22 protein-coding genes are annotated in these 21678 nt (G+C 68.5%); 11 read left to right on the top strand and 11 right to left on the bottom strand.

Translation table 11 applies throughout. The annotated features are described in order from the left end of the window. The 10 genes from AC1RKE_RS02970 (at nucleotide 1) to AC1RKE_RS02925 (ending at nucleotide 9065) form a co-directional block, all read left to right on the top strand. Nucleotides 1-891 (top strand): alpha/beta fold hydrolase, encoded by an 891-nt coding sequence (locus AC1RKE_RS02970; protein WP_370513381.1) that lies wholly within the window; start codon nucleotides 1-3, stop codon nucleotides 889-891. A gap of 52 nt (nucleotides 892-943) precedes the next feature. Beyond that, nucleotides 944-1636, top strand: coding sequence for a nicotinate-nucleotide adenylyltransferase (locus tag AC1RKE_RS02965; protein ID WP_395942156.1), 693 nt, complete (start codon nucleotides 944-946; stop codon nucleotides 1634-1636). A gap of 133 nt (nucleotides 1637-1769) precedes the next feature. After that, nucleotides 1770-2195 (top strand): ribosome silencing factor, encoded by a 426-nt coding sequence (gene rsfS / locus AC1RKE_RS02960; protein ID WP_082382550.1) that lies wholly within the window; start codon nucleotides 1770-1772, stop codon nucleotides 2193-2195. Nucleotides 2196-2198: 3 nt separating this feature from the next. Beyond that, nucleotides 2199-2663 carry a 23S rRNA (pseudouridine(1915)-N(3))-methyltransferase RlmH gene (gene rlmH / locus AC1RKE_RS02955; protein WP_182714020.1) on the top strand — a complete coding sequence of 155 codons (465 nt, stop codon included), beginning with the start codon at nucleotides 2199-2201 and terminating at the stop codon, nucleotides 2661-2663. Between the two features lies 1 nt (nucleotide 2664). Next, on the top strand, nucleotides 2665-3753 hold the full coding sequence (locus tag AC1RKE_RS02950; protein ID WP_348683160.1) for a murein hydrolase activator EnvC family protein: 1089 nt from the start codon (nucleotides 2665-2667) through the stop codon (nucleotides 3751-3753). Nucleotides 3754-3910: 157 nt separating this feature from the next. Next, on the top strand, nucleotides 3911-5281 hold the full coding sequence (locus tag AC1RKE_RS02945) for a S41 family peptidase (protein WP_183218314.1): 1371 nt from the start codon (nucleotides 3911-3913) through the stop codon (nucleotides 5279-5281). 333 nt (nucleotides 5282-5614) lie between these two features. Next, nucleotides 5615-7150, top strand: coding sequence for a signal recognition particle protein (gene ffh / locus AC1RKE_RS02940; RefSeq protein ID WP_182714023.1), 1536 nt, complete (start codon nucleotides 5615-5617; stop codon nucleotides 7148-7150). 24 nt (nucleotides 7151-7174) lie between these two features. Beyond that, the gene (gene rpsP / locus AC1RKE_RS02935) at nucleotides 7175-7690 is read left to right on the top strand and encodes a 30S ribosomal protein S16 (protein ID WP_054764044.1); all 516 of its coding nucleotides are present in this window, start codon (nucleotides 7175-7177) and stop codon (nucleotides 7688-7690) included. Between the two features lie 69 nt (nucleotides 7691-7759). Further along, nucleotides 7760-8287 (top strand): ribosome maturation factor RimM, encoded by a 528-nt coding sequence (gene rimM / locus AC1RKE_RS02930; RefSeq protein ID WP_348683161.1) that lies wholly within the window; start codon nucleotides 7760-7762, stop codon nucleotides 8285-8287. Nucleotides 8288-8363: 76 nt separating this feature from the next. Further along, nucleotides 8364-9065: a glutathione binding-like protein gene (locus tag AC1RKE_RS02925; RefSeq protein ID WP_348683162.1), complete on the top strand. Its 702-nt coding sequence runs from the start codon at nucleotides 8364-8366 to the stop codon at nucleotides 9063-9065. Here AC1RKE_RS02925 and AC1RKE_RS02920 read toward each other — a convergent pair. The 8 genes from AC1RKE_RS02920 to AC1RKE_RS02885 all read right to left on the bottom strand — a co-directional run bounded on the left by AC1RKE_RS02920 (nucleotide 9062) and on the right by AC1RKE_RS02885 (nucleotide 17400). Beyond that, nucleotides 9062-10243, bottom strand: coding sequence for a benzoate/H(+) symporter BenE family transporter (locus AC1RKE_RS02920; RefSeq protein ID WP_348683164.1), 1182 nt, complete (start codon nucleotides 10241-10243; stop codon nucleotides 9062-9064). The genes AC1RKE_RS02925 and AC1RKE_RS02920 overlap by 4 nt on opposite strands. Before the next feature lie 41 nt (nucleotides 10244-10284). Continuing rightward, a complete protein-coding gene (locus tag AC1RKE_RS02915) occupies nucleotides 10285-11082 on the bottom strand; it encodes an enoyl-ACP reductase FabI (RefSeq protein WP_183218344.1) in 798 nt (265 codons plus the stop codon). Between the two features lie 101 nt (nucleotides 11083-11183). After that, a complete protein-coding gene (gene galU, locus AC1RKE_RS02910) occupies nucleotides 11184-12062 on the bottom strand; it encodes a UTP--glucose-1-phosphate uridylyltransferase GalU (protein WP_152948972.1) in 879 nt (292 codons plus the stop codon). An 82-nt stretch (nucleotides 12063-12144) separates the two neighbouring features. Further along, the gene (locus AC1RKE_RS02905) at nucleotides 12145-13215 is read right to left on the bottom strand and encodes a substrate-binding domain-containing protein (protein ID WP_152948971.1); all 1071 of its coding nucleotides are present in this window, start codon (nucleotides 13213-13215) and stop codon (nucleotides 12145-12147) included. A gap of 87 nt (nucleotides 13216-13302) precedes the next feature. Next, complete coding sequence (gene phnE / locus AC1RKE_RS02900) at nucleotides 13303-14208, bottom strand: phosphonate ABC transporter, permease protein PhnE (RefSeq protein WP_395942155.1); 906 nt, start codon at nucleotides 14206-14208, stop codon at nucleotides 13303-13305. Beyond that, nucleotides 14205-15221 carry a phosphate/phosphite/phosphonate ABC transporter substrate-binding protein gene (gene phnD / locus AC1RKE_RS02895; protein ID WP_201463224.1) on the bottom strand — a complete coding sequence of 339 codons (1017 nt, stop codon included), beginning with the start codon at nucleotides 15219-15221 and terminating at the stop codon, nucleotides 14205-14207. Before phnD ends, phnE begins: the two co-directional genes overlap by 4 nt. Further along, nucleotides 15218-16024 (bottom strand): phosphonate ABC transporter ATP-binding protein, encoded by an 807-nt coding sequence (gene phnC / locus AC1RKE_RS02890; protein ID WP_228186469.1) that lies wholly within the window; start codon nucleotides 16022-16024, stop codon nucleotides 15218-15220. Before phnC ends, phnD begins: the two co-directional genes overlap by 4 nt. Nucleotides 16025-16167: 143 nt before the next feature. After that, nucleotides 16168-17400: a DUF2254 domain-containing protein gene (locus AC1RKE_RS02885; protein WP_333896330.1), complete on the bottom strand. Its 1233-nt coding sequence runs from the start codon at nucleotides 17398-17400 to the stop codon at nucleotides 16168-16170. Nucleotides 17401-17642: 242 nt separating this feature from the next. On the opposite strand from AC1RKE_RS02885, the gene AC1RKE_RS02880 reads away from it, so the two are divergent. Continuing rightward, nucleotides 17643-18908, top strand: a complete 1266-nt coding sequence (locus tag AC1RKE_RS02880) for a type III PLP-dependent enzyme (protein ID WP_228186473.1) — start codon at nucleotides 17643-17645, stop codon at nucleotides 18906-18908. Between the two features lie 96 nt (nucleotides 18909-19004). On the opposite strand, the gene AC1RKE_RS02875 is transcribed toward AC1RKE_RS02880, so the two are convergent. The 3 genes from AC1RKE_RS02875 to AC1RKE_RS02865 all read right to left on the bottom strand — a co-directional run. Next, entirely contained in the window at nucleotides 19005-20153 is a 1149-nt protein-coding gene (locus AC1RKE_RS02875; RefSeq protein WP_348683167.1) for a CobW family GTP-binding protein, read from the bottom strand. Nucleotides 20154-20196: 43 nt separating this feature from the next. Beyond that, entirely contained in the window at nucleotides 20197-20421 is a 225-nt protein-coding gene (locus AC1RKE_RS02870) for an alkylphosphonate utilization protein (RefSeq protein ID WP_152948964.1), read from the bottom strand. Between the two features lie 93 nt (nucleotides 20422-20514). Further along, nucleotides 20515-21678, bottom strand: a 1164-nt coding sequence (locus AC1RKE_RS02865; protein ID WP_492896367.1) for an NAD(+) synthase, incomplete at its 5' end; no start/stop codon positions are given.

Below are 21678 nucleotides of genomic sequence, written 5' to 3'. Positions count from 1 at the left end.
ATGGATGCGGCCCTGATGTCGCCGCCGCGCCGGCTCAGCGTCCCGATCGACAATCGATGGGGCGGGGGGCGGATGTCGGTCCTGGACTTCGGGGATCCTAAGCGTCCGGTCGATCTGATCTTCTCCCACGCCAACGGTTTCAACGCCGGCGCCTATCGCAGCCTGTTGTCGCCCCTGTCGACGTCGCTGCGGATCTGGGCCCCGGACCTTCGTGGCCATGGGGCCTCTGACCTGCCGGTGTTCGCCCGGCCCAAGACCAGCTGGCGGGATCACCGCGACGATCTTCTGGCCCTGATGGAGACGATCGACGGTCCGCCGCCGGTCCTGGCGGGCCATTCCATGGGCGGGACCGCCTCCCTGCTGGCGGCGGCGGAGCGGCCGGACCGGGTCGCCAGCCTGGTTCTGCTGGACGCAGTGATCTGGCGGCGGTCCGCCATGCTGGTGTTCAACCTGCCCTTCGCCCACCGGTTTCTGTCCCGCATTCCGATCGCACGCGCCACGCTTCGCCGCCGCGCCCTGTTCGCCAGCCGCGAGGAGGCCATGGCCGCCTACCGCGGTCGGGGGGCGTTCAAGGGCTGGCCCGACATGGTGCTGGCCGACTATCTGGCCGAAGGTCTGGTGGAAGGCCCCGACGGCTTCACCCTGGCCGCCACCCCCGCCTGGGAGGCGGCCAACTACGCCGCCCAGGCGCACGATCCCTGGCGGGCGCTTCGCCTCTATCGCGGTCCGATCCGCATCCTGAAGGCGGAACACGGCGCCTTGACTCACGTGCCCTCGTCGCCGCGCGGCCTGCCGCACGTCTCGGTCGAGGTGGTGCGCGGCGGCGGCCACATGTTCCCCATGACCCACGCCGACGTGACGCGCGAAGCCCTGTTCGAAGCCGCCGTCTGAGGTCGGACGAATAATCGGGGGACAGGGCGGGCGCCGCCATGATAAGGCCGCCTTGAGCATAACCCCCGAGACGCCTCGCTTGCCCTTCTTCCACGCCGGTCCCGCGCCCCAAGGCGCCGGCCCCCGACAGGGGGCGCTTCGCGATGGGCTGATCCTGACGCCGGGGATGAAGGTCGGCCTGTTCGGCGGCTCGTTCAATCCGGCCCATGAAGGCCATGCCCATGTCGCCGAGACGGCCATGCGGCGGCTGGGCCTGGATCGGGTGGTCTGGCTGGTCTCGCCCCAGAACCCGTTGAAGGACACCCGCGACAGCGCCCCCCTGGCCGAACGGATGGCCTCGGCTCAGGCCCAGATCCGGGGCCCGTCCATGATCGTCTCGGATTTCGAAAGCCGGGCCGGGGTGGTCTGGACGGTCGAGACCCTGCGCCTGCTGGTCGCCCGCCATCCGGGCGTTCATTTCGTCTGGGTCATGGGATCGGACAATCTGGCCGGCTTCCATCGCTGGCGGGGCTGGACCGACATCATGCGGCTGATGCCCGTGGCGGTGATCGCCCGGCCGGGATCGCAACTGGACAGCCGCACGGCGCCGGCGGCCGCCCGCTTCGCCGCCTTCCGCATCCCGGCGGAGCAGGCGGGCCTTCTGCCGACCCTGGCGGCCCCGGCCTGGACCTATCTGACGGCGCCCCTGAATCCCCTGTCCTCGACCGCCATCCGGGCCTCGAAGAGGCCGGACGCGGGCTCGTGATCCCGGCGCCGGTTCACGTTCGCCCCCATCCGTGCTAAGGGGCTGCTTTAGTCAATGCTCCTGGAGCCCTCCGCTGACCCCCTCGCCCGCGTATGACGCGCAAGACGCCGCCGTTTCGAACACGGCGCACGAGATGGACCCTATAGAACCTCTCCATTCCGAAGACGGATCTGAAACGACCGCCGCATTCGGGGATTCCGTCCCCCGCCCGGTCGGATCGACTCCGCTTGAAGAAGCCCTGCTGAGCCGCCTCGACGAGGACAAGGCTCAGGACATGGTCCTGATCGACCTGAAGGGCAAAAGCGCCATGGCCGACACCATGATCGTCGCCTCCGGCCGCTCGCACCGCCACGTCGGCGCCATCGCCGACCACCTGCTGCGCACCCTGAAGGACCAGGGCCTGGGCAAGGCCAAGGTCGAGGGCCTGCCGCACTGCGACTGGGTCCTCATCGACGCGGGCGATGTGATCGTCCACCTGTTCCGCCCGGAAGTGCGGACCTTCTACAATATCGAGAAGATCTGGGCCGTGGACTCGGCCCACCGCATGGTCCGCGACTAGAGGATGAAGCTGAGCATCGTCGCCATCGGCCGACCGGGCCGGGGGCCTGAGGCGACGCTCGCCGACGACTACGCCAAGCGCGCCACCCTGTCGGGACGCGCGCTGGGCCTCGGTCCCCTCGAACTGATCGATCTGGAAGCCCGTAAACCCGGCAAGGCGCCGGAGGCCGAGTTGATCCTTGCGGCCGCCGAGGGCGCGCACCTGATCGCCTGCGACGAACGGGGCAAGACCTATTCCTCGCGCGCCTTCGCCGACCACGTCGCCAAGCTGCGCGACCAGGGCGAACGCCGTCTGGTCTTCGCCATCGGCGGGGCGGACGGGCTGGACGAAAGCGTGCGCGCCGCCGCCGCCTCGACCCTGGCCTTCGGTCCCCAGACCTGGCCCCACGCCCTGGCCCGCGCCATGTTGGCCGAACAGCTCTATCGGGCCGTGACCATCCTGGCCGGATCGCCTTATCATCGCGACTGACATGGGCCGCGCCTCAGCACTCTCTCTCGCCCTGATGACGGGCCTGGTCCTCGCCGCCCCGGCGGCGGGGCGGCAGGCGTCTGAAAGCGAGCTGGCGCGGATCCAGGCCGACTATCGCGACGAGGCGGTGCGGGCGCGGCGCCTGCGCGCCGACGCCGAGGCCGCCAAGGCCGAACTGGCCCAGCTGGAGCGTCGGCTCGCCGCCCTGCGCGCCGACGAACGGACCGACGACCGCCAGATCGAGGACCAGAGGGCCCGGCTGAAACAGCTCAGCGAACGGGAGGCGGACCTGGTCACGGACCTGGCCCGCGAGCGCGGCGCCCAGGGGCGTCTGCTCAGCGCGCTTCAGATGATGAGCCGCCGCCCGCCGCCGCCGCTTCTGGTTCCCGCCGACAAGGCGATCGACACGGTGCGCGCCTCCATCCTGTTGAAGGCCATGACGCCCGAACTGGAGCGCCGCGCCAAGGCCCTGGCCGAGCGTCAGGCCGAGATCATGCGCATTCGCCGCCTGGCGGTCCTGTCCTCGGAACGGCTCTTGACCACCGAAAGCGCCCAGGGCGATCGCCGCGCCCGGATCGAGGGGCTGACCGCGCGCAAGACCGCCCTCACCGCCGTGCTGAACGCCGAGGCGCGCAGCGCTGAACGGGCGGCGCGGGCGCTGGAGGCCCGAATCCGCGACCTGGGCGGCGCCGTCCCCTCCGCCCAGGAGGCCGAGGCCGCCGAGGCCGAGACCGCGCGCCTGCCGGCCGGCCGCAACCGGCTCAGTCCGCCCGTGCGCGGCGCGCCGACCCAGACCTGGGGGGCGGGAACCTCGGGCTGGCGCTGGCGCGCCGACCGCGCCCCCGTCGCCGCCCCGGCTGACGCCAAGGTGGCCTACGCCGGTCCCCTGACGGGCTGGGGCCAGGTGGTGATTCTTGATCTCGGCCCCGGCTGGCGGGCGGTGATCGCCGGGCTGGAGCAGTTGGACGTCCAGGCGGACGCCCGGGTCTCCGACGGCCAGACCCTGGGCCGCAGCGGGCCGGACGGCGACGTCTATTTCGAACTGCGCCGGGACGAGCGCCCGATCGACCCCGGTCCCTGGCTGCGATGAGCGGCCGGATGCGCCCTCGGGCGACGATTGGCCTTGCTTTCCCGCCGGACGCTGATTTTATCGGACCGACGCCGCTCAGCCACGATTTCGTCGTGTCTGTGCGGCCCTACCCTCCCAACGGGCGCCTTCCATGATCGGCCCGACCGAAAGAGACCGAATGCGTAAACTGCTCCTCGTCGGCTGCGCCGCCCTGGTTCTCGGCGGCTCGGCCGCCGTCGCCACCAGCCAGACGCCCCGCAACGAAACCTTCCGCATGTTGGAGCTGTTCGGCGACGTCGTCGGCATCGTCGAACAGGCCTATGTGGTCCCGGTCGACAACAAGAAGCTGATCGAGGCCGCCCTCGCGGGCATGATGACGGCGCTGGATCCCCACTCCAACTATCTGCCGCCGTCCAACTATGACGAACTGCGCGAGCGGACCGAGGGACAGTATTCGGGCGTCGGCCTGACCATCACCTCCGAGGGCGGCCTGGTGAAGGTCATCTCCCCGATGGACGAAAGCCCCGCCGCCAAGGCCGGGGTCCAGGCCGGGGACGTCATCAGCGCCATCGAGGGCCAGAACGCGGCGGGCCTGACCGTCAGCCAGGTGTCGGAGAAGCTGCGCGGCGCGGCCGGCACCAGCGTCCGCGTCACCTTCCTGCGCGACGGCGAAGAGCCGCGCGAGGTGACCCTGACCCGCGAGATCATCAAGGTCCAGTCGGTCACCGGCCGGGTCGAGGGCGATTTCGGCTATCTGCGCGTCTCGACCTTCAATGAGAACACCGGCCGCGAACTGTCCGAGGCCATCGCCAAGATCAAGGCTCAGAAGCCCGGCGTGAAGGGCTATGTCCTGGACCTGCGCAACAACGGCGGCGGCCTGCTGAACGCCGCCATCGACGTGTCCGACGCCTTCCTGGAGCGCGGCGAGATCGTCAGCCAGCGCGGCAGGAAGCCCGAGCAGATTCAGCGCTATTCCGCCAAGCCCGGCGACCTGACCGGCGGCCTGCCCCTGGTGGTCCTGGTCAACTACGGCTCGGCCTCCGCCTCCGAGATCGTCGCCGGCGCCCTGAAGGATCACGAGCGGGCGACTATCGTCGGCCTGACCAGCTTCGGCAAGGGATCGGTCCAGACGGTCATCCCGCTGCGCCAGGGCCGCGACGGCGCCCTGTCGATCACCACGGCCCGCTACTACACCCCGTCCGGCGCCTCGATCCAGAAGATCGGCATCGAGCCGGACTTGGAGGTCGCCCGGTCCGAGGCCGAGGCGCGGATCGTCTCGCGTTCCAGCTTCATCTATTCCGAGGCCGCCTATGCGACGGCCCTGGACTCCTCCATCGGCGCGGAACGCAAGGGGCCGCACACGCCCCGCGAAGCGCCGGGCGAGGCCTATGACAAGGAAAAAGACTACCAGCTGCAACGCGCCCTGGACGTCCTGCGCGCCGGCGGCGACCTGTCCAAACTGTCGGCCCCGCCGGAGGGGATTGTGGTGACCGAGCCGGGTTCGGAACCGAAGGCGGACGAGGGGTCGGAAGAGACGCCTGAGGACTGATGTCTAGTCTTCTCCGTCATCCTCGGGCTTGACCCGAGGATCGGGCGAGGAGCGAGACGTGTGCCTGACGTCCGCGCAGAGCGGCGGCGCATTCGATCCTCGGGTCAAGCCCGAGGATGACGCAAAGCGGGCGGGGACGTGACTCGCATCGGTTGCCTTTCCCCCCGTTTTCCTTCATAAGCCGCCGCTTCCGACGCAAGTGAACCTCGCGTCTCCACCCACACGACCCCCGCTCCGTCGGGACGAGGTGGGCGAGAACCCTCCGCCGACGTGATCGTCGCCGGGGGTCGTTGTCGTATGGAGCCGTTTCACCTGCGCCACATGAGGTAGTGAATGTTCGAGGCTCTGAACGAGCGGCTGACAGGCGTCTTCGACCGGATCACCGGCCGCGGCGCCCTGTCCGAAAAGGATGTGGCCGAGGCGATGCGCGAGGTGCGCGTGGCCCTGCTCGAGGCCGACGTCGCCCTGCCGGTCGTCAAGGAATTCATCGCCTTCGCCACCGAGCGCGCGACCGGCGAAGAGGTCATCCGTTCGGTCAAGCCGGCCGACCAGGTGGTCAAGATCGTCTATGACGGCCTGATCGAGATGCTGGGCGGCGAAGAGCCGGTCCCGCTGAACACCAACGCCAATCCGCCCGCCGTGGTGCTGATGGCCGGCCTTCAGGGCTCGGGCAAGACCACGACCTCGGCCAAGCTGGCGCTGCGCCTGACCAAGTTCGACCGCAAGAAGGTCATGATGGCCTCGCTGGACACGCGCCGTCCGGCGGCGATGGAGCAGCTGGCCCAGCTGGGCAAACAGATCGAGGTCGCGACCCTGCCCATCGTGGCGGGCGAGAGCGCCGTCCAGATCACCCGCCGGGCGCTGCAGTCGGCCAAGCTTCAGGGCTTCGACGTCCTGATCCTGGACACCGCCGGCCGCATCACCCTGGACGAAGGGCTGATGAACGAGGTGGCCGAGGTCGCCGACATCGCCAAGCCGGTCGAGACCCTGCTGGTCGCCGACAGCCTGACCGGCCAGGACGCCGTCCGCACCGCCAAGGCCTTCCATGAGCGCCTGCCCCTGACCGGCCTGGTCCTGACCCGGGCCGACGGCGACGGCCGCGGCGGCGCCATGCTGTCGATGCGCGCCGTCACCGGCCTGCCGATCAAATATCTGGGCGCCGGCGAAAAGGTCGATGCGCTGGACGTCTTCGACGCCCGCCGCGTCGCCGGCCGCATCCTGGGCCAGGGGGACATCGTCGCCCTGGTCGAAAAGGCCGCCCAGGACCTGGACCAGGCCAAGGCCGAGAAGATGGCCCGCAAACTGGCCAAGGGCCAGTTCGACCTGGACGACCTCGCCGGCCAGTTGCAGCAGATGAAGCGGATGGGCGGGCTTCAGGGCATCATGGGCATGCTGCCCGGTGTGGCCAAGATGAAGGCCCAGATGGCCGACAGCGGCGTCGACGACCGGATGATCCTGCGCCAGGAAGCCATCATCTCCTCGATGACCAAGGCCGAGCGCAAGAAGCCGGACCTCCTGAACGCCAGCCGCAAGAAGCGCATCGCCGCCGGCGCCGGGGTCGAGGTCCAGGACGTCAACCGCGTGCTGAAACAGCACCGCCAGATGGCCGACATGGTCAAACAGATGGCGCGCGGCGGTCCCAAGAAGATGCAGCAGATGGCCGCCATGCTGGGCGGTCTCGGCGGCGGCGGGGGCATCCCCGGCATGGGCGGCGGCCCCGATCTGAACCGACTGAAGGCCCTGGGCGGCGGCAAGATGGCCGAGCCCTCGGCCGACGAATTGAAAGCCATTCAGGACCGCCTGGCGGGTCTGGGCGGCGGACAACTGCCGGGGGGGCTTCCGGGCCTGCCTGGCCTTCCCAAGAAATAACGATTTCCTAGAAAGAGACTTGAAATGCTGAAGATTCGTCTGGCCCGCGGCGGCGCCAAGAAGCGCCCCTACTACCACATCGTCGTCGCCGACTCGCACGCCCCGCGCGACGGCAAGTTCATCGAGAAGGTCGGCTCCTACAACCCGATGCTGCCCAAGGACGGCGCCCAGCCGCGCGTCGCCCTGAAGGTCGAGCGGATCGCCGAATGGCTCGGCAAGGGCGCCCAGCCGACCGACCGCGTCGCTCGCTTCCTGTCGCAGGACGAGACCCTGGGCGCCAAGGTGAAGTGGTCGCAGGGCAACAACCCGAACAAGGGCGCCCCCGGCAAGAAGGCGCAGGAGCGCGCCGCTGAACGCGCCCAGCGCGAAGCCGACCGCCTGGAAGCCGAAGCCGCCGCCAAGGCTGAAGCCGCCGAAGCCGCCGCCCGCGCCAAGGAAGAGGCCGAAGCCGCCAAGAACGCTCCGGCTGCTGAAGAGGCTCCGGCCGCCGAAGCCGCCGCTGAAGAAGCCCCGGCTGCCGAAGAGACCACCGAGGCCTAAGGCCTTCGGTCTCGACACGATCAAGGCGGCGTCCTGCGACGCCGCCTTTTTCATGCGCTAAGGACGACCATGACCACGGACAGCAGATTGATCCTCGTCGGCCAGATCGGCGGCGGTTTCGGGGTGCGGGGCGAGGTGCGGGTGACCGCCTTCACCGCCGATCCCCTGGCCCTGACCGCCTATGGTCCGCTGCTGCGCGCAGACGGCACGGTGGCCCTGACCCTGACCTCGACCCGGCCCGACAAGAACGGCGTCGTCGGCCGGGCCAAGGAGGTCGCCACCAAGGAACAGGCCGACGCCCTGCGCGGCCTGAAACTCTACGTCCCCCGCGACCGCTTCCCCGAGCCGGAGGAGGACGAATTCTATCTCGCCGACCTGATCGGCTTGGAGGTCCGCGACATCGCCGGCGCCGTCATGGGCTCGGTCAAGTCGGTTCAGAATTTCGGCGCCGACGACATGCTGGAGATCGCCCCCGCGACCGGCGGCCCGACCTGGTATCTGCCCTTCACCAAGGAAGCGACGCCCGAGCTGCGGCTTTCCGAAGGCTGGCTGACCGCCGTGCCCCCGACCGAAGTCGGCGAGCGCGAGCCGGACTGAGGTATTCGCGCCCAAGGGTGTTGCGAATGGCGCGGCGGGCGCCGACATAGGCCTATCGCAAAGCCGAGGCCTCTCCATGACCGACCTGTCCGCCTTCCCGATCACCACCCGCTGGCCGGCCCAGCATCCCGATCGGCTGCAGCTCTATTCCCTGCCCACGCCCAATGGGGTGAAGGTCTCCATCATGCTGGAGGAGATCGGCCTGGCCTATGAGCCGCACCTGATCGACATCATGGCCAATGAGACCTGGGGGCCGGAGTATCTGTCGCTGAACCCCAACGGCAAGATCCCGGCCATCCTTGATCCGAACGGCCCGAACGGTCAGCCCTTGGCCCTGTTCGAATCCGGCGCCATCCTGATCTATCTGGCGGAAAAGACAGGCAAACTGCTCTCCAGCGATCCCGCCACACGGTACGAGACGATCCAGTGGATCATGTTCCAGATGGGGGCGATCGGCCCCATGTTCGGCCAGCTGGGCTTCTTCCACAAGTTCGCGGGCAAGGACTATGAGGACAAGCGTCCGCGCGACCGCTACGTCGCCGAAAGCCGCCGCCTGCTGGGCGTGCTGGAGACGCGGCTGGAAGGTCGGGACTGGCTGGTGGGCGACTATTCCATCGCCGATGTCGCCGCCCTCGGCTGGGTCCGCAATCTGATCGGCTTCTATGAGGCGGGCGAGATCGTGGGCTTTGCGGACTTCCCCCGCGTCGCCGCCTGGCTGGAGCGCGGCCTGGCCCGTCCGGCGGTGCAGCGCGGTCTGAACATCCCGGCGCGGAACTAGGCGCGACGGAGCAGGCGGCCCGCGCCCAGGGCCGCAAATCCGACGACCAGCCCCCAGAAGGCCGATCCCACCCCGAACAGGGCCAGGCCCGAGGCCGTCGCCGCAAAGGTCAGGACGGCGGCCTCGCGCGAGGGCGCATCGGCCGTCAGGCTCTGCAAGGCGCCGCTCAGGGGGGCGATCAGGGCCAGGCCCGTCACGGCCGCCAGCACGGCCGGGGGCATGGCGATGAACAGGCCCGCCAGCGGCGCGGCGAACAGGGCCACGATGAGGTAGAAGCCGCCGTAGATCACCCCGACGATCCAGCGTCGGCCCGCATCGGCATGGGCGTCAGGGCCGGTGCAGATCGCCGCCGTGATGGCCGCCAGATTGACCCCATGCGCGCCGAACGGCGCGGCGATCAGGCTGGCGATCCCGGTCGACAGGATCAGCCGATTGGCCGGCGGCGGATAGCCCGCGCTCTGCAACACCACCAGTCCAGGCAGGTTCTGCGCCGCCAGGGTCACCAGAAACAGCGGAAAGCCCAGACTGACCGCCGCCTTCCAGTCGAAGGCGGGGGCGACGGGCTCCAGATGTCCGAACAGGCCGGTTCCGGCGGGCAGGCCCAACTGTTCCCGCATCGCCAGAACCGCAAAGGCCGCGCCCAGAACGGCGGGCAGGGCCCAGGTCGGCCAAAGCCGCCGGAAGACCAGAAAGACCGCGATCAGACCCACCGTCAACGCCGTCTCGTCGGGCAAGATCTTGAACAGCCGCAGCACGAAGGGCAGCAGAACCCCCGCCAGCATGGCCGAGGCGATCGCCGACGGGATTCGCCCCGCCAGCCGCCCCAAGGCCGGGATCAGACCGGTCAGGATCATCAGCAGGGCTGAAAAGACGAAGGCGCCGACCGCCGTCTGCCACGACAGCCCCAGCGTCGAAGCGGCCAGCAGGGCTGCGCCCGGCGTGGACCAGGCCAGGACGACGGGAATCCTCAGCCGCCAGCTCAAGAGGGCGCCGGGAACGCCGATGGCCAGGCACAGCGCCGTGACCATGGAGCCGATCTGGCCGGCGCCCGCGCCCAAGGCCTGTCCCGCCTGCACCACCAAGGCCACGGTCCCGCCGAAGCCGATCACCGTGGCGACGGCGGCCGATGAAAAGGCGGAGGCGGGCGGGGCGCGCATGGAAAAGGCCGGAGCAGTCATGCCCCGGCCTTAAACCGTCGCCGGAAGGGGCGGAAGCGGGTTCAGCCCTCGAAGTCTTCCGGCAGGCCCACGGCATGGAAGCCGGCGTCGACGTGCACGACCTCGCCGGTGGTCGAGCGACCCAGGTCCGAGCACAGCCACAGGGCGGCGCCGGCGACGCCCTCCATCGAGGTCTCTTCCTTGATCAGGGAGAACTGGGCGCTCTTGGAGTGCAGGCCGCGCCCGCCCGAGATCCCGGCCAGCGACAGGGTGCGCATGGCGCCGGCCGAAATGGCGTTCACCCGGATGTTCTTGGGCCCCAGGTCGCGGGCGATATAGCGGGTCGCCGCCTCCAGCGCAGCCTTGGCCACGCCCATGGTGTTGTAGTTCGGAATGACCCGTTCCGACCCCAGATAGGTCAGGGTGATCAGGCTGCCGCCGTTCGGCATCAACTTGGCGGCGCGACGCGACACGTCCACGAAGCTGAAGGCCGAGATGTTCAGGGCCAGAAGGAAGCTGTCGCGCGTGGTGTTGTCCACGAAGCTGCCCTTCAGTTCGTCCTTGTTGGCGAAGGCCACCGAGTGGACGACGAAGTCGATCGTGCCGAAGGTCTTTTCCAGCTCGGCGAAGGCGGCGTCCATAGAGGCGTCGTCGGTGACGTCGGCCGGGATCAGCAGCTTGGCGCCGACGCTCTCGGCCAGCGGGCGCACGCGCCGCTCCAGGCTCTCGCCCAGATAGGTGAAGGCCAGTTCGGCGCCCTGCGCCGCCAGCTGCGAGGCGATGCCCCAGGCGATCGAACTCGAATTGGCCACCCCCATGATCAGGCCCTTCTTGCCCTTCATGAGGTCGCCGGTCGGCATGTCCCAGCCTTCGGATGTGGCCATGGTTCGTCTCCTGATGATTTGCCGGGAGGGTTAGCAGGGGTGGGCGCGAACCGGAACCCCTGCCGCCTTCCCTTGCGTCACAGCAGGGCCGAAACCGCCGCCCGCGCAGCCTCGCCCAGGTCTGGGCGCTTCAGGGCCAGGGCGACGTTTGCGCGCAACAGGCCGATCTTGTCGCCGCAGTCGTGGGTCACGCCTTCGTATTCGACGGCGGTGAAGACCTGGGTCGCCATCAGTCGGGCCATGGCGTCGGTCAGCTGGATCTCATTGCCGGCGCCGCGTTCCTGGGTGGCCAGCAGGTCGAAGATTTCCGGCTGCAGGATGTAGCGGCCCGAGATCGACAGGTTCGACGGCGCCGTCCCTTGGGCCGGCTTCTCGACCATGCCCTTCATGGTGATTCGGCGGCCGTCACGGCCGGCCGGATCGACGATGCCGTATTTGTGGGTCTCGCTCTCGGGCACGGCTTCGACGCCGATCAGATTGCCGCCGACCTCCTCGTAGGCCTCCAGCAACTGCTTCAAGGCGCCGGGTTGTCCATCCACGATCACGTCAGGCAGAAGGACGGCGAAAGGCTCATGCCCGATGATGTCGCGGGCGCACCAGACCGCATGGCCCAGCCCCTTGGGCTGCATCTGGCGGGTGAAGCTCATCTCGCCGGCCGAGGCCAGTTCGGCGTTCATCATTTCCAGGATGTCGGTTTTGCCCTTGGCCTGCAGTTGAGCCTCAAGCTCGATCTGGTGATCGAAATAGTCCTCGATCGCCCCCTTGGAGCGGCCAGTGACGAAGACGATGTGCTCGATCCCCGCCTCTCGGGCCTCTTCGACGATGTAGGAGAGGATCGGCCGATCGACGACGTTCAGCAGTTCCTTGGGGGTCGTCTTGGTGCCGGGCAGAACCCGGGTGCCGAGGCCCGCGACGGGCAGAACGGCCTTGCGCAGACGCGCGGGCGTGGTGGTCATCAATGAATCCTGACAGCTATCCCGCCCCTCTTAGCCGGTGCGGGCCGGCGAAAGAAGGGGCGGGACGGCGGTCGGTTCCGCCTCAGCCGGCGGGACGCTGCATCGGGGTCAGGGCCGTAGCCGCAGCGCGCTGGGCCTGGAGCTGGTCTTCCGGCAGCGGGATCAGGCCGCGGTCGGCCAGATAGCCGCCCTTGCCCGCGGCGCCTTCCGACAGGAACTCCTGTACGAATTGCTGCAGGCCGGGGATGACGCCGATGTGGGCCTTCTTCACATAGATGTAGAGGCTGCGCGACAGCGGATATTCCCCGCTGGCGATGGTTTCGGCATTGGGCGTGACGCCGTCGATGGTCTCGGGCTTCACCGTGTCCAGGTTCTGTTCCAGGAAGGAATAGCCGAACACGCCCAGCGATCCGGGGGTGCGGCTCAGGGTCTGGACGATGGCGTTGTCGTTCTCGCCCGAGTCGATCCAGGCGCCGTCTTCACGCAGGGTGTGGGCCAGGGCTTCGAACCGGTTCTTGTCGGCCTTTTCCACGGCGGCGGTCGCAGGAACCAGCTTGGCGCCGGGGGTCATGCCCAGCTCCAGGAAGGCGTCGCGCGTGCCCGAGGTGGGCGGCGGGCCATAGACCTGGATGCGCTGGTTCGGCAGGCCCTTGTTGACCTCGTTCCAGGTCTTGGCCGGGTTGGCGACGAACTGACCGTCGGCGCCCGGCACTTCCTTGGCCAGGCCTTCATACAGGTCGTTCAGTTCGAAGTTGAAGCTGTTTCCGTTGCGGGCGGTGGCGATGACGATGCCGTCGAAGCCGATCTTCAGCTCGATGATGTCGGTCACGCCGTTCTTCTGGCACAGGTCGAACTCGGACGCCTTCATCGGGCGCGAGGCGTTGGCGATGTCGGGCGTGGTCGGGCCGACGCCCTGGCAGAAGGCCTGAATGCCGCCGCCGGTGCCCAGGGATTCAACGCGGGGCGCGGCGCCGCCGGAGGTGCGGGCGAAGTTCTCAGCCACGCGGGTGGCGAAGGGGAAGACGGTCGAGGAACCGGCCGCCCAGATGCCGGAGCGGGCGCTGGAGGCGCCGCCGCCGGTTCCGCCGTCGCCGCAGGCCGCCAGGGCCAGAAGGGCGGCGGCCGCCGTCGTCAGTTTCAGTGTGCGGATCATCGTGCGCTCTCCCTGAGCATCGGTTTGGCGACGGTTAGACCAGAGGATTGTGAAGGTTTTTCCGGCAATGAGCGCGAGGTCGGGGCCTTAGAGCAGGCGCTTGCGCATCACCTGGGACAGGGTGTCGATCAGGGTCACGGCGACCACGATGACGATGGCGATGGCGGCGACGCGGCTGTAGTCGAAGGCCTGGATGCTTTCGAACAGGGTCTGGCCGATGCCGCCCGCGCCGATCAGGCCCAGCACCGTGGCCGCCCGGCTGTTGGATTCGAACCGGTACAGGGCGAAGGAGGTCCACAGGGGCGCCACCTGGGGGAAGACGCCCCAGACGATCTCATGCAGCTTGCCGGCGCCGGTGGCGCGCACCCCCTCGACGGGCCCCTTGTCGATCGACTCGACCGCTTCGGAAAACAGCTTGGCCAGGACGCCGCCGGTGTTCAGCGCAAGCGCCAGCACCCCCGCCAGCGGGCCCAGGCCGACGGCGACGATGAACAGGGTGGCGATCACCAGGTCGGGGATCGAGCGCAGCAGGTCCATGACCCGGCGCACGATGAAGACCATCCAGCCCGGCGCTATGTTGCGTGACGCCATCAGGCTGAGCGGCAGGGCCAGGAAGACGGCCAGGAAGGTGCCCCACAGGGCGATCTGCACCGTCAGCCACATCTGACCCGCCAGGCTGGCGGTCGGCTGGGTGAAGAGATGGGTGAAGGCGGTCCAGAAGTCCCCGGGCGGAAAGATGGCGCCCCAGTCGGGCCGCAGCAGATCCGCCCCATAGGTCGAGATGTTCGACGAGCCCGAGAAGAGCCGGCCGATGTTCTGCATGTCCACCTTGCCGAAGCTGGCGATCAGGATGATCGCCAGACCGCCCCACAGCATCAGGTCGAACAGGGTTGAGGACAGGGGCTTCTTCGGCGCGGCGGGAACGGCGTCCGGGGCCAGGCCGCCGCGGGCGGCCTTGTCGGCGGCGGCAATCTCGGCGGCGGCGTCGGTCAAGGCTGGACCTCGCGCTTGGCGCGCAGGGCGGCCAGTTCGCGTTCGGCGGCGGCCACGGCGGCCTGGTCGTTCTTGGCCTTGGCCTCGGCCAGCTTCTGGTCGGCGACCATTTCCCGCACCGGGTCCAGATAGGAATCGTCGGCGGCGCGGAACATCGAATAGTTCAGCCCCGCCAGCACCTGACGTTGACGGTCGGCTTCAGGCCCCTGGCCCTGGCCGTAGGTCAGGAAGAAGCTGCGCAGCTTCTCCTTCAGCACCGGGTCCAGGTCTTCGCGGATGACGATGCCCGATTCCGGGATCGGCGGAGAGACCCAGATGTCCTCGATCTGCGACGCCAGCTGCGGGTTCTCGCGGCGCATGAAGACGGTGTTGACCGAGTTGGAGGTGGCGACGTCGACCACGCCCGTCGCTACGGCGAAGGCGTTGGCCTGGTGGCTGGCCGAACGCACGGTCTTGAAACACTGGTTCGGCACGATGCCGCGCGGATTGAACAGGAAGGTCAGGGGCGCCAGGGTGCCCGAGGTCGACTGGGCGTCGCCGATGCCGAAGTCATATTGCTTGCCGCAGGCCAGAACCTTGTCCAGCGTAATGCCCGAACCCTTCCGCACGATCAGGGTCGAGGTGTAGCTGTCGCGGCCTTCCGGATCGACGATCCGGGCGATGACCTCGCCCTGGGCGCGGTCCACGGCCTCCAGGGCCGGCTTGGCCGAGAACCAGGCCACCTGGGTCTGGTTGAAGCGCATGGCCTCGATCAGGACGTTGTAGTTGCCGGCGAAGAAGGGCTTCACCGGAACGCCGATCGCCTTGGACATGTCGTCCAGCAGGGGCTGCCACAGCGGGCCGGAGGAGGCCTGGCCTTCGGCCGACAGGATGGAGAAGGTCAGTTCCGACGGCATGGCGCCGGACGTCTTCTTCTCCTCACCGCCGCCGCACGAGGCGACGCCCAGCAGCAGGACGGCGGCGCCGGCCGCTGCGAACAGACGACGGGAAAGAGATGTGCGGGACAGGCTCATGCCTTGGTCTCCCAGAACGCGTCCTCGAATTCGGGACCGTAGATGTCGATGAGGCGCTGGTGGTCCAGGCCCGTGGCGGGACCGTCATAGACGATCTTGCCGCTCTGCAGCGCGATGACGCGGTCGCAGTAGCGGATGGCGTAGTCGACCTGGTGCAGGGTGACGATCACCCCCATGCCGTCGCGCCGGTTCAGCTCGACCAGCAGCTCCATCACCTTGCGGGCCGAAACCGGGTCCAGCGAGGCGACCGGCTCGTCGGCCAGGATGGCCTGGGCGCCCTGGACGATGGCGCGGGCGATGGCGCCGCGCTGCTGCTGACCGCCCGACAGGGTGTTGGCGCGCTGGCCGGCGTAGTCGCTGACCCCGACCCGGTGCAGGGCGGCCATGGCCCGGTCCTTGTCGCCCTGGGGCCACAGGCCCAAGAGGCCCTGCCAGGTCGGCAGGCGGCCCAGCGCCCCCAGCATGACGTTGGAGAACAGGGTCAGCCGGCCGACCAGGTTGAACTGCTGGAAGATCATGCCCAGCCGCGCGCGCGCCTGGCGCACGGCGCCGGTGACGCGGCCGTCCTTCTGCACGGTCTCGCCGAAGACGCTGATCGTCCCCTTGCCGGGGTCGATGGACTGAAGGCCGGTGATGGAGCGCAGAAGCGTGGACTTGCCCGATCCCGACGGACCGATCAGGGCCACCATCTCGCCCGAGGCGACGGAGATCGAGACGCCGTCCAGCGCCTTTCGCGATCCGAAGGTCTTCGACACGTCACGCGCCAGGACCAGGCCTGGGGCGGCGGCTGCGGATGAACTCATGAACTCGCTGGGAAGGCTGTGGCGAACGGGCGCCGCATGACGCGACCGGGGCGTTTGGGCAAGTCTTAATCGCACGTCCGGCGCAATCTCGTCCAGACCCCGTCGTCCCTGCGTCGTTGCAGCCTGGTGTCGCAGCGGCCCTGTCACCGCGCCAGGGCGACCGCTTCCAGCCGTCGGATGTCTGCCTCAATGGGCAGGGCGGCGCGCGATCGCTCCACGGCCGCCTGGGCCAGGACGGCGACCGGCTCGGCCAGCCGCGGCGTGGCCGCCAGCGCCGCCAGACCCTTCTGCAGCCGCATGGCCACGGCCAGATCGCCCGCCCCATAACGGGCGATCGGACCGAACAGGTCTTCCAGCAGCTCTTCGGCCGTGACCGCCGGCCCCAGCAGTCGGTCGCAGCGCGGCGGCCTGGGCCCGTCGTCTTCGGGCGTCTGAACCCAGACGTCCAGCAGCCGCACCCCCGTCCCGATCACCTGAATGGCCGTGCCGGGGTCGTTGACGCCGGGCGACAGGGCCTTGGCGGCGATCTCGCCCAGGACGATCAGTCCGAACCGCGGATCCTGGTCGAAGGAGCGCGAATCTCCCAGGGCGAAGGCCGAACGGAAATCGGCCTGGGCCTCTTCGTCGCAGGCCGCCAGGCTGATGCGCGCCAGCACCGCGCCGCGTCGTACGAAGGCGCCGGGAGGGGCGACGATCTCCACCTGACAGTCGCGCGCCTCGGCCATGGCCTGAAGCCGAGAGGGATCGACGTTCTGGACGTAGCCGGTGCAGGGGGCGACGATCTCGGCGCCCGTGGTCAGCCGTCCCTCCCGGCCGCCGAAGAAGGGGGCGTCGCGCCGAGTTTCCAGGGCCTTCAGCGCGCGCGCCTCCACCAGGTCGATCGTATGGCCGACCCGCGCCAGGCTGGACAGACGGTTGATCCAGGCCAGCAGCCGAAAGGCCACCAGCCCCACCATGGCCAGGCTGACCAGGAACAGAATGGCCCGCCCGTTCTGGCCGTAATAGTGGGCGTTGATCGCCGTCACCGAGACGATGGCGTAGAGGAAGGCGCCGACGAAGGTGGCCAGGGCCTTCTGGGTCTCGTCGTCGGAGGTCACCAGGGCGGCGACCCGGGGGCTGGCGGCTGTGGAGACCGACGTATAGGCCGTCACCATGGCGCCGACGGAGAAGGTCGCCACGCCCAGCAGGCTGGAGGCCAAGATGGTCAGGATGGATTCGACCGACTCGCCGCCCAGTCGTTCGGCCATGTCGTCGGGCACCCACGGGGCCAGGGCGGCGGCCAGCAGGGCGGCGGCCACCCCCACACCGGCGTAGGCGGTCGCCTTGACCCACAGTTGGCGCGTCCATTTGCGCCACAGGAACAGCCACCGATTCATTGCGCCCTCCAGCCGAGGCAACGGCGCAGAACCGCTGCGGTTGCCTGGCCGCCGTCAAGCTGACCGCCGTCAAAGAGAATTGTGACAGTCGATTCGGGCTCGAACCCAGGCCCTGTCACGAAAAAACCCCTTTACATGACAGTCCAATGCCCCCATATCGCGCCTTCCGGCGGACCCCGTAGGTCTGATGCTGCGCCGCTAACGCCGGTCTGGGTTTAACAATTAGCAGGGGGTTACGTGAATTGCGCACGTACCAACTTCCCCTGGACCTGGTCCGTGAGCGGTCCCCTGAGCGTCCCGTCGCCCTCGTGCGGCCGCGCTCGGTTTCCGTAGCGGCGCGCTGGTTCCAGGATAATCTGAAAGCCGACGTCTTCTATGCGGTGAAGGCGAACCCGTCCGCCTGGGTCATCCAGACCCTGGTCGAATCCGGCGTTCGCAGCTTCGACGTCGCGTCCCTGGCCGAGATCGAACTGGTCCGTTCGGTCAGCGCCGACGCGCGCCTGGCCTTCATGCATCCGGTCAAGAGCCGGTCGGCCATCACCAAGGCCTATTTCGACCACGGCGTGCGGACCTTCTCGCTCGACTGCGTGGACGAGCTGAACAAGATCCTCGACGCCACCGGCGGCGCCGACGACCTGAATCTGATCGTGCGCATGGCCGTCTCGGCCGACGGGGCGGCCTACACCCTGTCGGGCAAGTTCGGCGTGCCGGTCGATCAGGCTCCGGCCCTGCTGCTGGCCACCCGCCAGGCGGTCAAGGACGGGCTGATGGGCGTTTCGTTCCATGTCGGTTCGCAATGCATGCGCCCGACCGCCTACCAGGCCGCCATGGCCCAGGTCGGCCGGTCGATCAGCCGCGCGGGCGTGATCGTGGACATCGTCGATGTCGGCGGCGGCTTCCCCTCGGTCTATCCGGGCATGGTCCCGCCGGACATGAGCGAATACGCCGACGCCATCCATCGCGGCTTCAACGAAATGCCGGTGTCGGAAACCACCGAACTGTGGTGCGAGCCCGGCCGGGCCCTGGTCGCCGAATCCTCGTCGATCCTGGCCCGCGTCGATCTGCGCAAGGGCGACGCCCTGTATCTGAACGACGGGTCTTACGGCTCCCTGTTCGACGCCACCCACTCGCGCTGGCCCTTCCCGACCAAGCTGGTGCGGGACGGCGAGGCGTCGGGCGAGCTGAAGGCCTTCCAGTTCTACGGCCCGACCTGCGATTCGATCGACCATATGCCCGGCCCCTTCTGGCTGCCGGCCGACATCCGTGAAGGCGACTTCATCGAGATCGGCATGCTGGGCGCCTATGGGGTGGCCATGACCACCGGCTTCAACGGCTATGGCGAGCACGAGGTCGCCGCGGTCGAGGACGCCCCCATGGCCTCCCTCTACGGCCTGGCCCCGCGCTCCATCCCCACCGTGCGCACCACGGCGGAAGAGAATGCGCGCAAGGTCGTGCGCCTGTCGCGGCCCAAGGGCAAGGCAGGCCAGCGCAAGAAGGCCCGGCGCTGAGCCTCCACATCTAGGCGCCTGCCGGCCGTCTTCTCCGATCCGTCGAACATCTGGCCCGCTCCAAAGGCGGGCCAGATCGTCAATGGGGTCTTGCCGTCAGGCCGCGCAGGCCTCGAACCCGGCCTTCAGCTCCGCCTCGTTCAGGTCGCGGCCGATGAAGACGGCGCGGCTCCAGCGGCGTTCGTTCTCGCCCCATTCGCGCTGCAGGTCGCCCTCCAGGATCATGTGGACGGCCTGAAAGACCAGGCGGCGGTTCTCGCCCTGCACATCGATGATGCCCTTGGCGCGCAGGATGTTCTGACCCTGTTCGCCCAGCAGCCGGTCCAGCCAGGCGGTGAATTTCGTCCCGTCCAGCGGCCGGTCCAGCGACAGGGAAATCCCCTTGATGTCGTCCTGGTGGGCGTGACCCCTCGCCCCGTGGGAATGGGCGCCGTGCCCATGACCGTGGTCGTGATGAGGGTCATGCCCGTGGTCATGATCATGATGATGGTGGTCGTGGCCGCAGTGCTCGTCGTGGACGTGGCCCTCGGCGCCATGCGGCGGGTTCACGAAGTCCGGCTTGACCTCCAGGATACGGTCCAGGTCGAAGGCGCCCAGGCCCAGCACCTGATCCAGCGGCACGTTCGACCGTTCGGCCCGCACGATGGGCGCCAGGGGGTTCAGCGCCCGCAGACGGGCCTCCACCGCCTCCAGCTCCTCCGGGGTCGCCAGATCGACCTTGTTCAGGATGATCCGGTCGGCGAAGGCCACCTGCTCGCGCGCCTCCTTCGAATCGTCCAGCCGCGCCATCACGTGCTTGGCGTCGACCAGGGTGGTGACGCTGTCCAGCTGGGTCTTGGCCTTGACGTCCTCGTCGACGAAGAAGGTCTGGGCCACCGGGCCGGGGTCGGCCAGACCCGTGGTCTCCACAATGATGGCGTCGAAGGCGGGCTTGCCGGGACGTTGGCGCTTCATCAGGCCCGAGACCACCCGGATCAGGTCGCCGCGCACCGTGCAGCAGACGCAGCCGTTGTTCATCTCGAACACGTCCTCGTCGGCGCCGACCACCAAATCATTGTCGATGCCGATCTCGCCGAACTCATTGACGATGACGGCGTAACGCTTGCCGTGATCCTCGGTCAGGATCCGGTTCAGCAGCGTCGTCTTGCCCGCGCCGAGATAGCCGGTCAGGACGGTGACGGGAATCTTGCCGCCCGAACCCTGGGTGGCGGCGGTCGATACGGGGGCGTCGAGGGTTTCGGTCATGGCCGCTAGATGGCGGCTGAGGTTCCGTTTGGAAAGAGGGGCCTTAAGCCTTCTTCACGAACTCGGTCCGCAGGACCAGGCCGCGCACCTTCTCGACATTGGCCTCGATCTCGTCGGGGTCGCCGGTCAGGCGGATGTTCTTGACCAGGGTCCCGCGCTTCAGCGTCACCCCGCCCGAACCCTTGACCTTCAGATCCTTGATCAGAGTCACGTTGTCGCCGTCGGCCAGGATGTTGCCGTTGGAGTCTTTGGTCACGTCTTCGGTCATGGCGAAGCTTCTAGCGAGGGGATCGCCAAATATCCACGCTAAAGATATGGCTATTGCACAATGCCTCCTCCCCACATCGAGGGGAGGAAACAGTTAGTCCGGCACATTGGCCTCCAGCTCGTCCAGCCAGACCCGCGCATTGCCGTCCGACGGGGCGCGCCAGTCGCCGCGCGGGGACAGGGAGCCGCCCGTCACCACCTTGGGCCCGTTCGGCAGGGCCGAGCGTTTGAACTGGGCGGTCTGGAAGAAGCGGATCAGGAATTTCCGCAGCCAGGCCTTGATGGTCGCCAGGTCGTATTCGACCTTTTCACCGTCGGGGGTGTTGACCGGCCACTGTCCGGCGCCGGCGTCGCTCCAGGCCTGGTGCGCCAGGAAGGCGACCTTGGACGGCGCCATGCCGAAGCGGCTGATGTAGAACAGGAAGAAGTCGTTCAGCGCATAGGGGCCGACCGTCCCCTCGGTCGACTGAATCGCCCCGTCCTTGGCCGGAACCAGTTCGGGCGAGATCTCGGTGTTCAGAATGGCGTGCAGCGTCGGGCTCGCCTCGGCGCCGACCAGTTCGCGGTCCGCCACCCAGCGGATCAGATGGCGGATCAGGGTCTTCGCCACCCCGCCGTTGACGTTGTAATGGCTCATATGGTCGCCGACGCCGTATGTGGCCCAGCCCAGGGCCAGTTCCGACAGGTCGCCGGTCCCCAGCACAAAGGCCCGGTTCTGGTTGGCCAGACGGAACAGATAGTCGGTCCTCAAGCCCGCCTGCACATTCTCGAAGGTGATGTCGTGCACCGGCTCGCCCGCCGCATAGGGGTGGCCGATGTCACGGAACATCTGTTCGGCCGCCGGGCGGATGTCGATCTCGGCCCCCGTCACTCCAAGAGCCTTCATCAGGGCCCATGCGTTGGACTTGGTGCCCTCGGACGTCGCGAACCCCGGCATGGTGAAGCCCAGTATGTTCGACCGCGGCAGGTTCATCCGGTCGAAGGCCCGGCACGCGACCAGCAGGGCCTGGGTCGAATCCAGCCCGCCCGAGACGCCGATCACCAGACGTTCGCCCTTGGTCGCCGCCATTCGGCGCATCAGGCCCTGAACCTGGATGTTGAAGGCTTCGTAGCAGTCCTGGTCCAGCCGTCCGGCCTCGTCCGGCACGAAGGGGAAACGGTCCAGCGGCCGGATCAACGCGAATCCTCCCCCCCTGGGGGAGGTGGCGCGGCGCGCAGCGCCGTGACGGAGGGGGGCCGCCCCAACCCCCTCCACCGC

The organism is Brevundimonas sp. GW822-FHT03E11, from assembly GCF_058801445.1.
The sequence above is the reverse complement of the archived record's forward strand: the minus strand, read 5'-3'. Positions and strand labels throughout refer to the sequence as shown.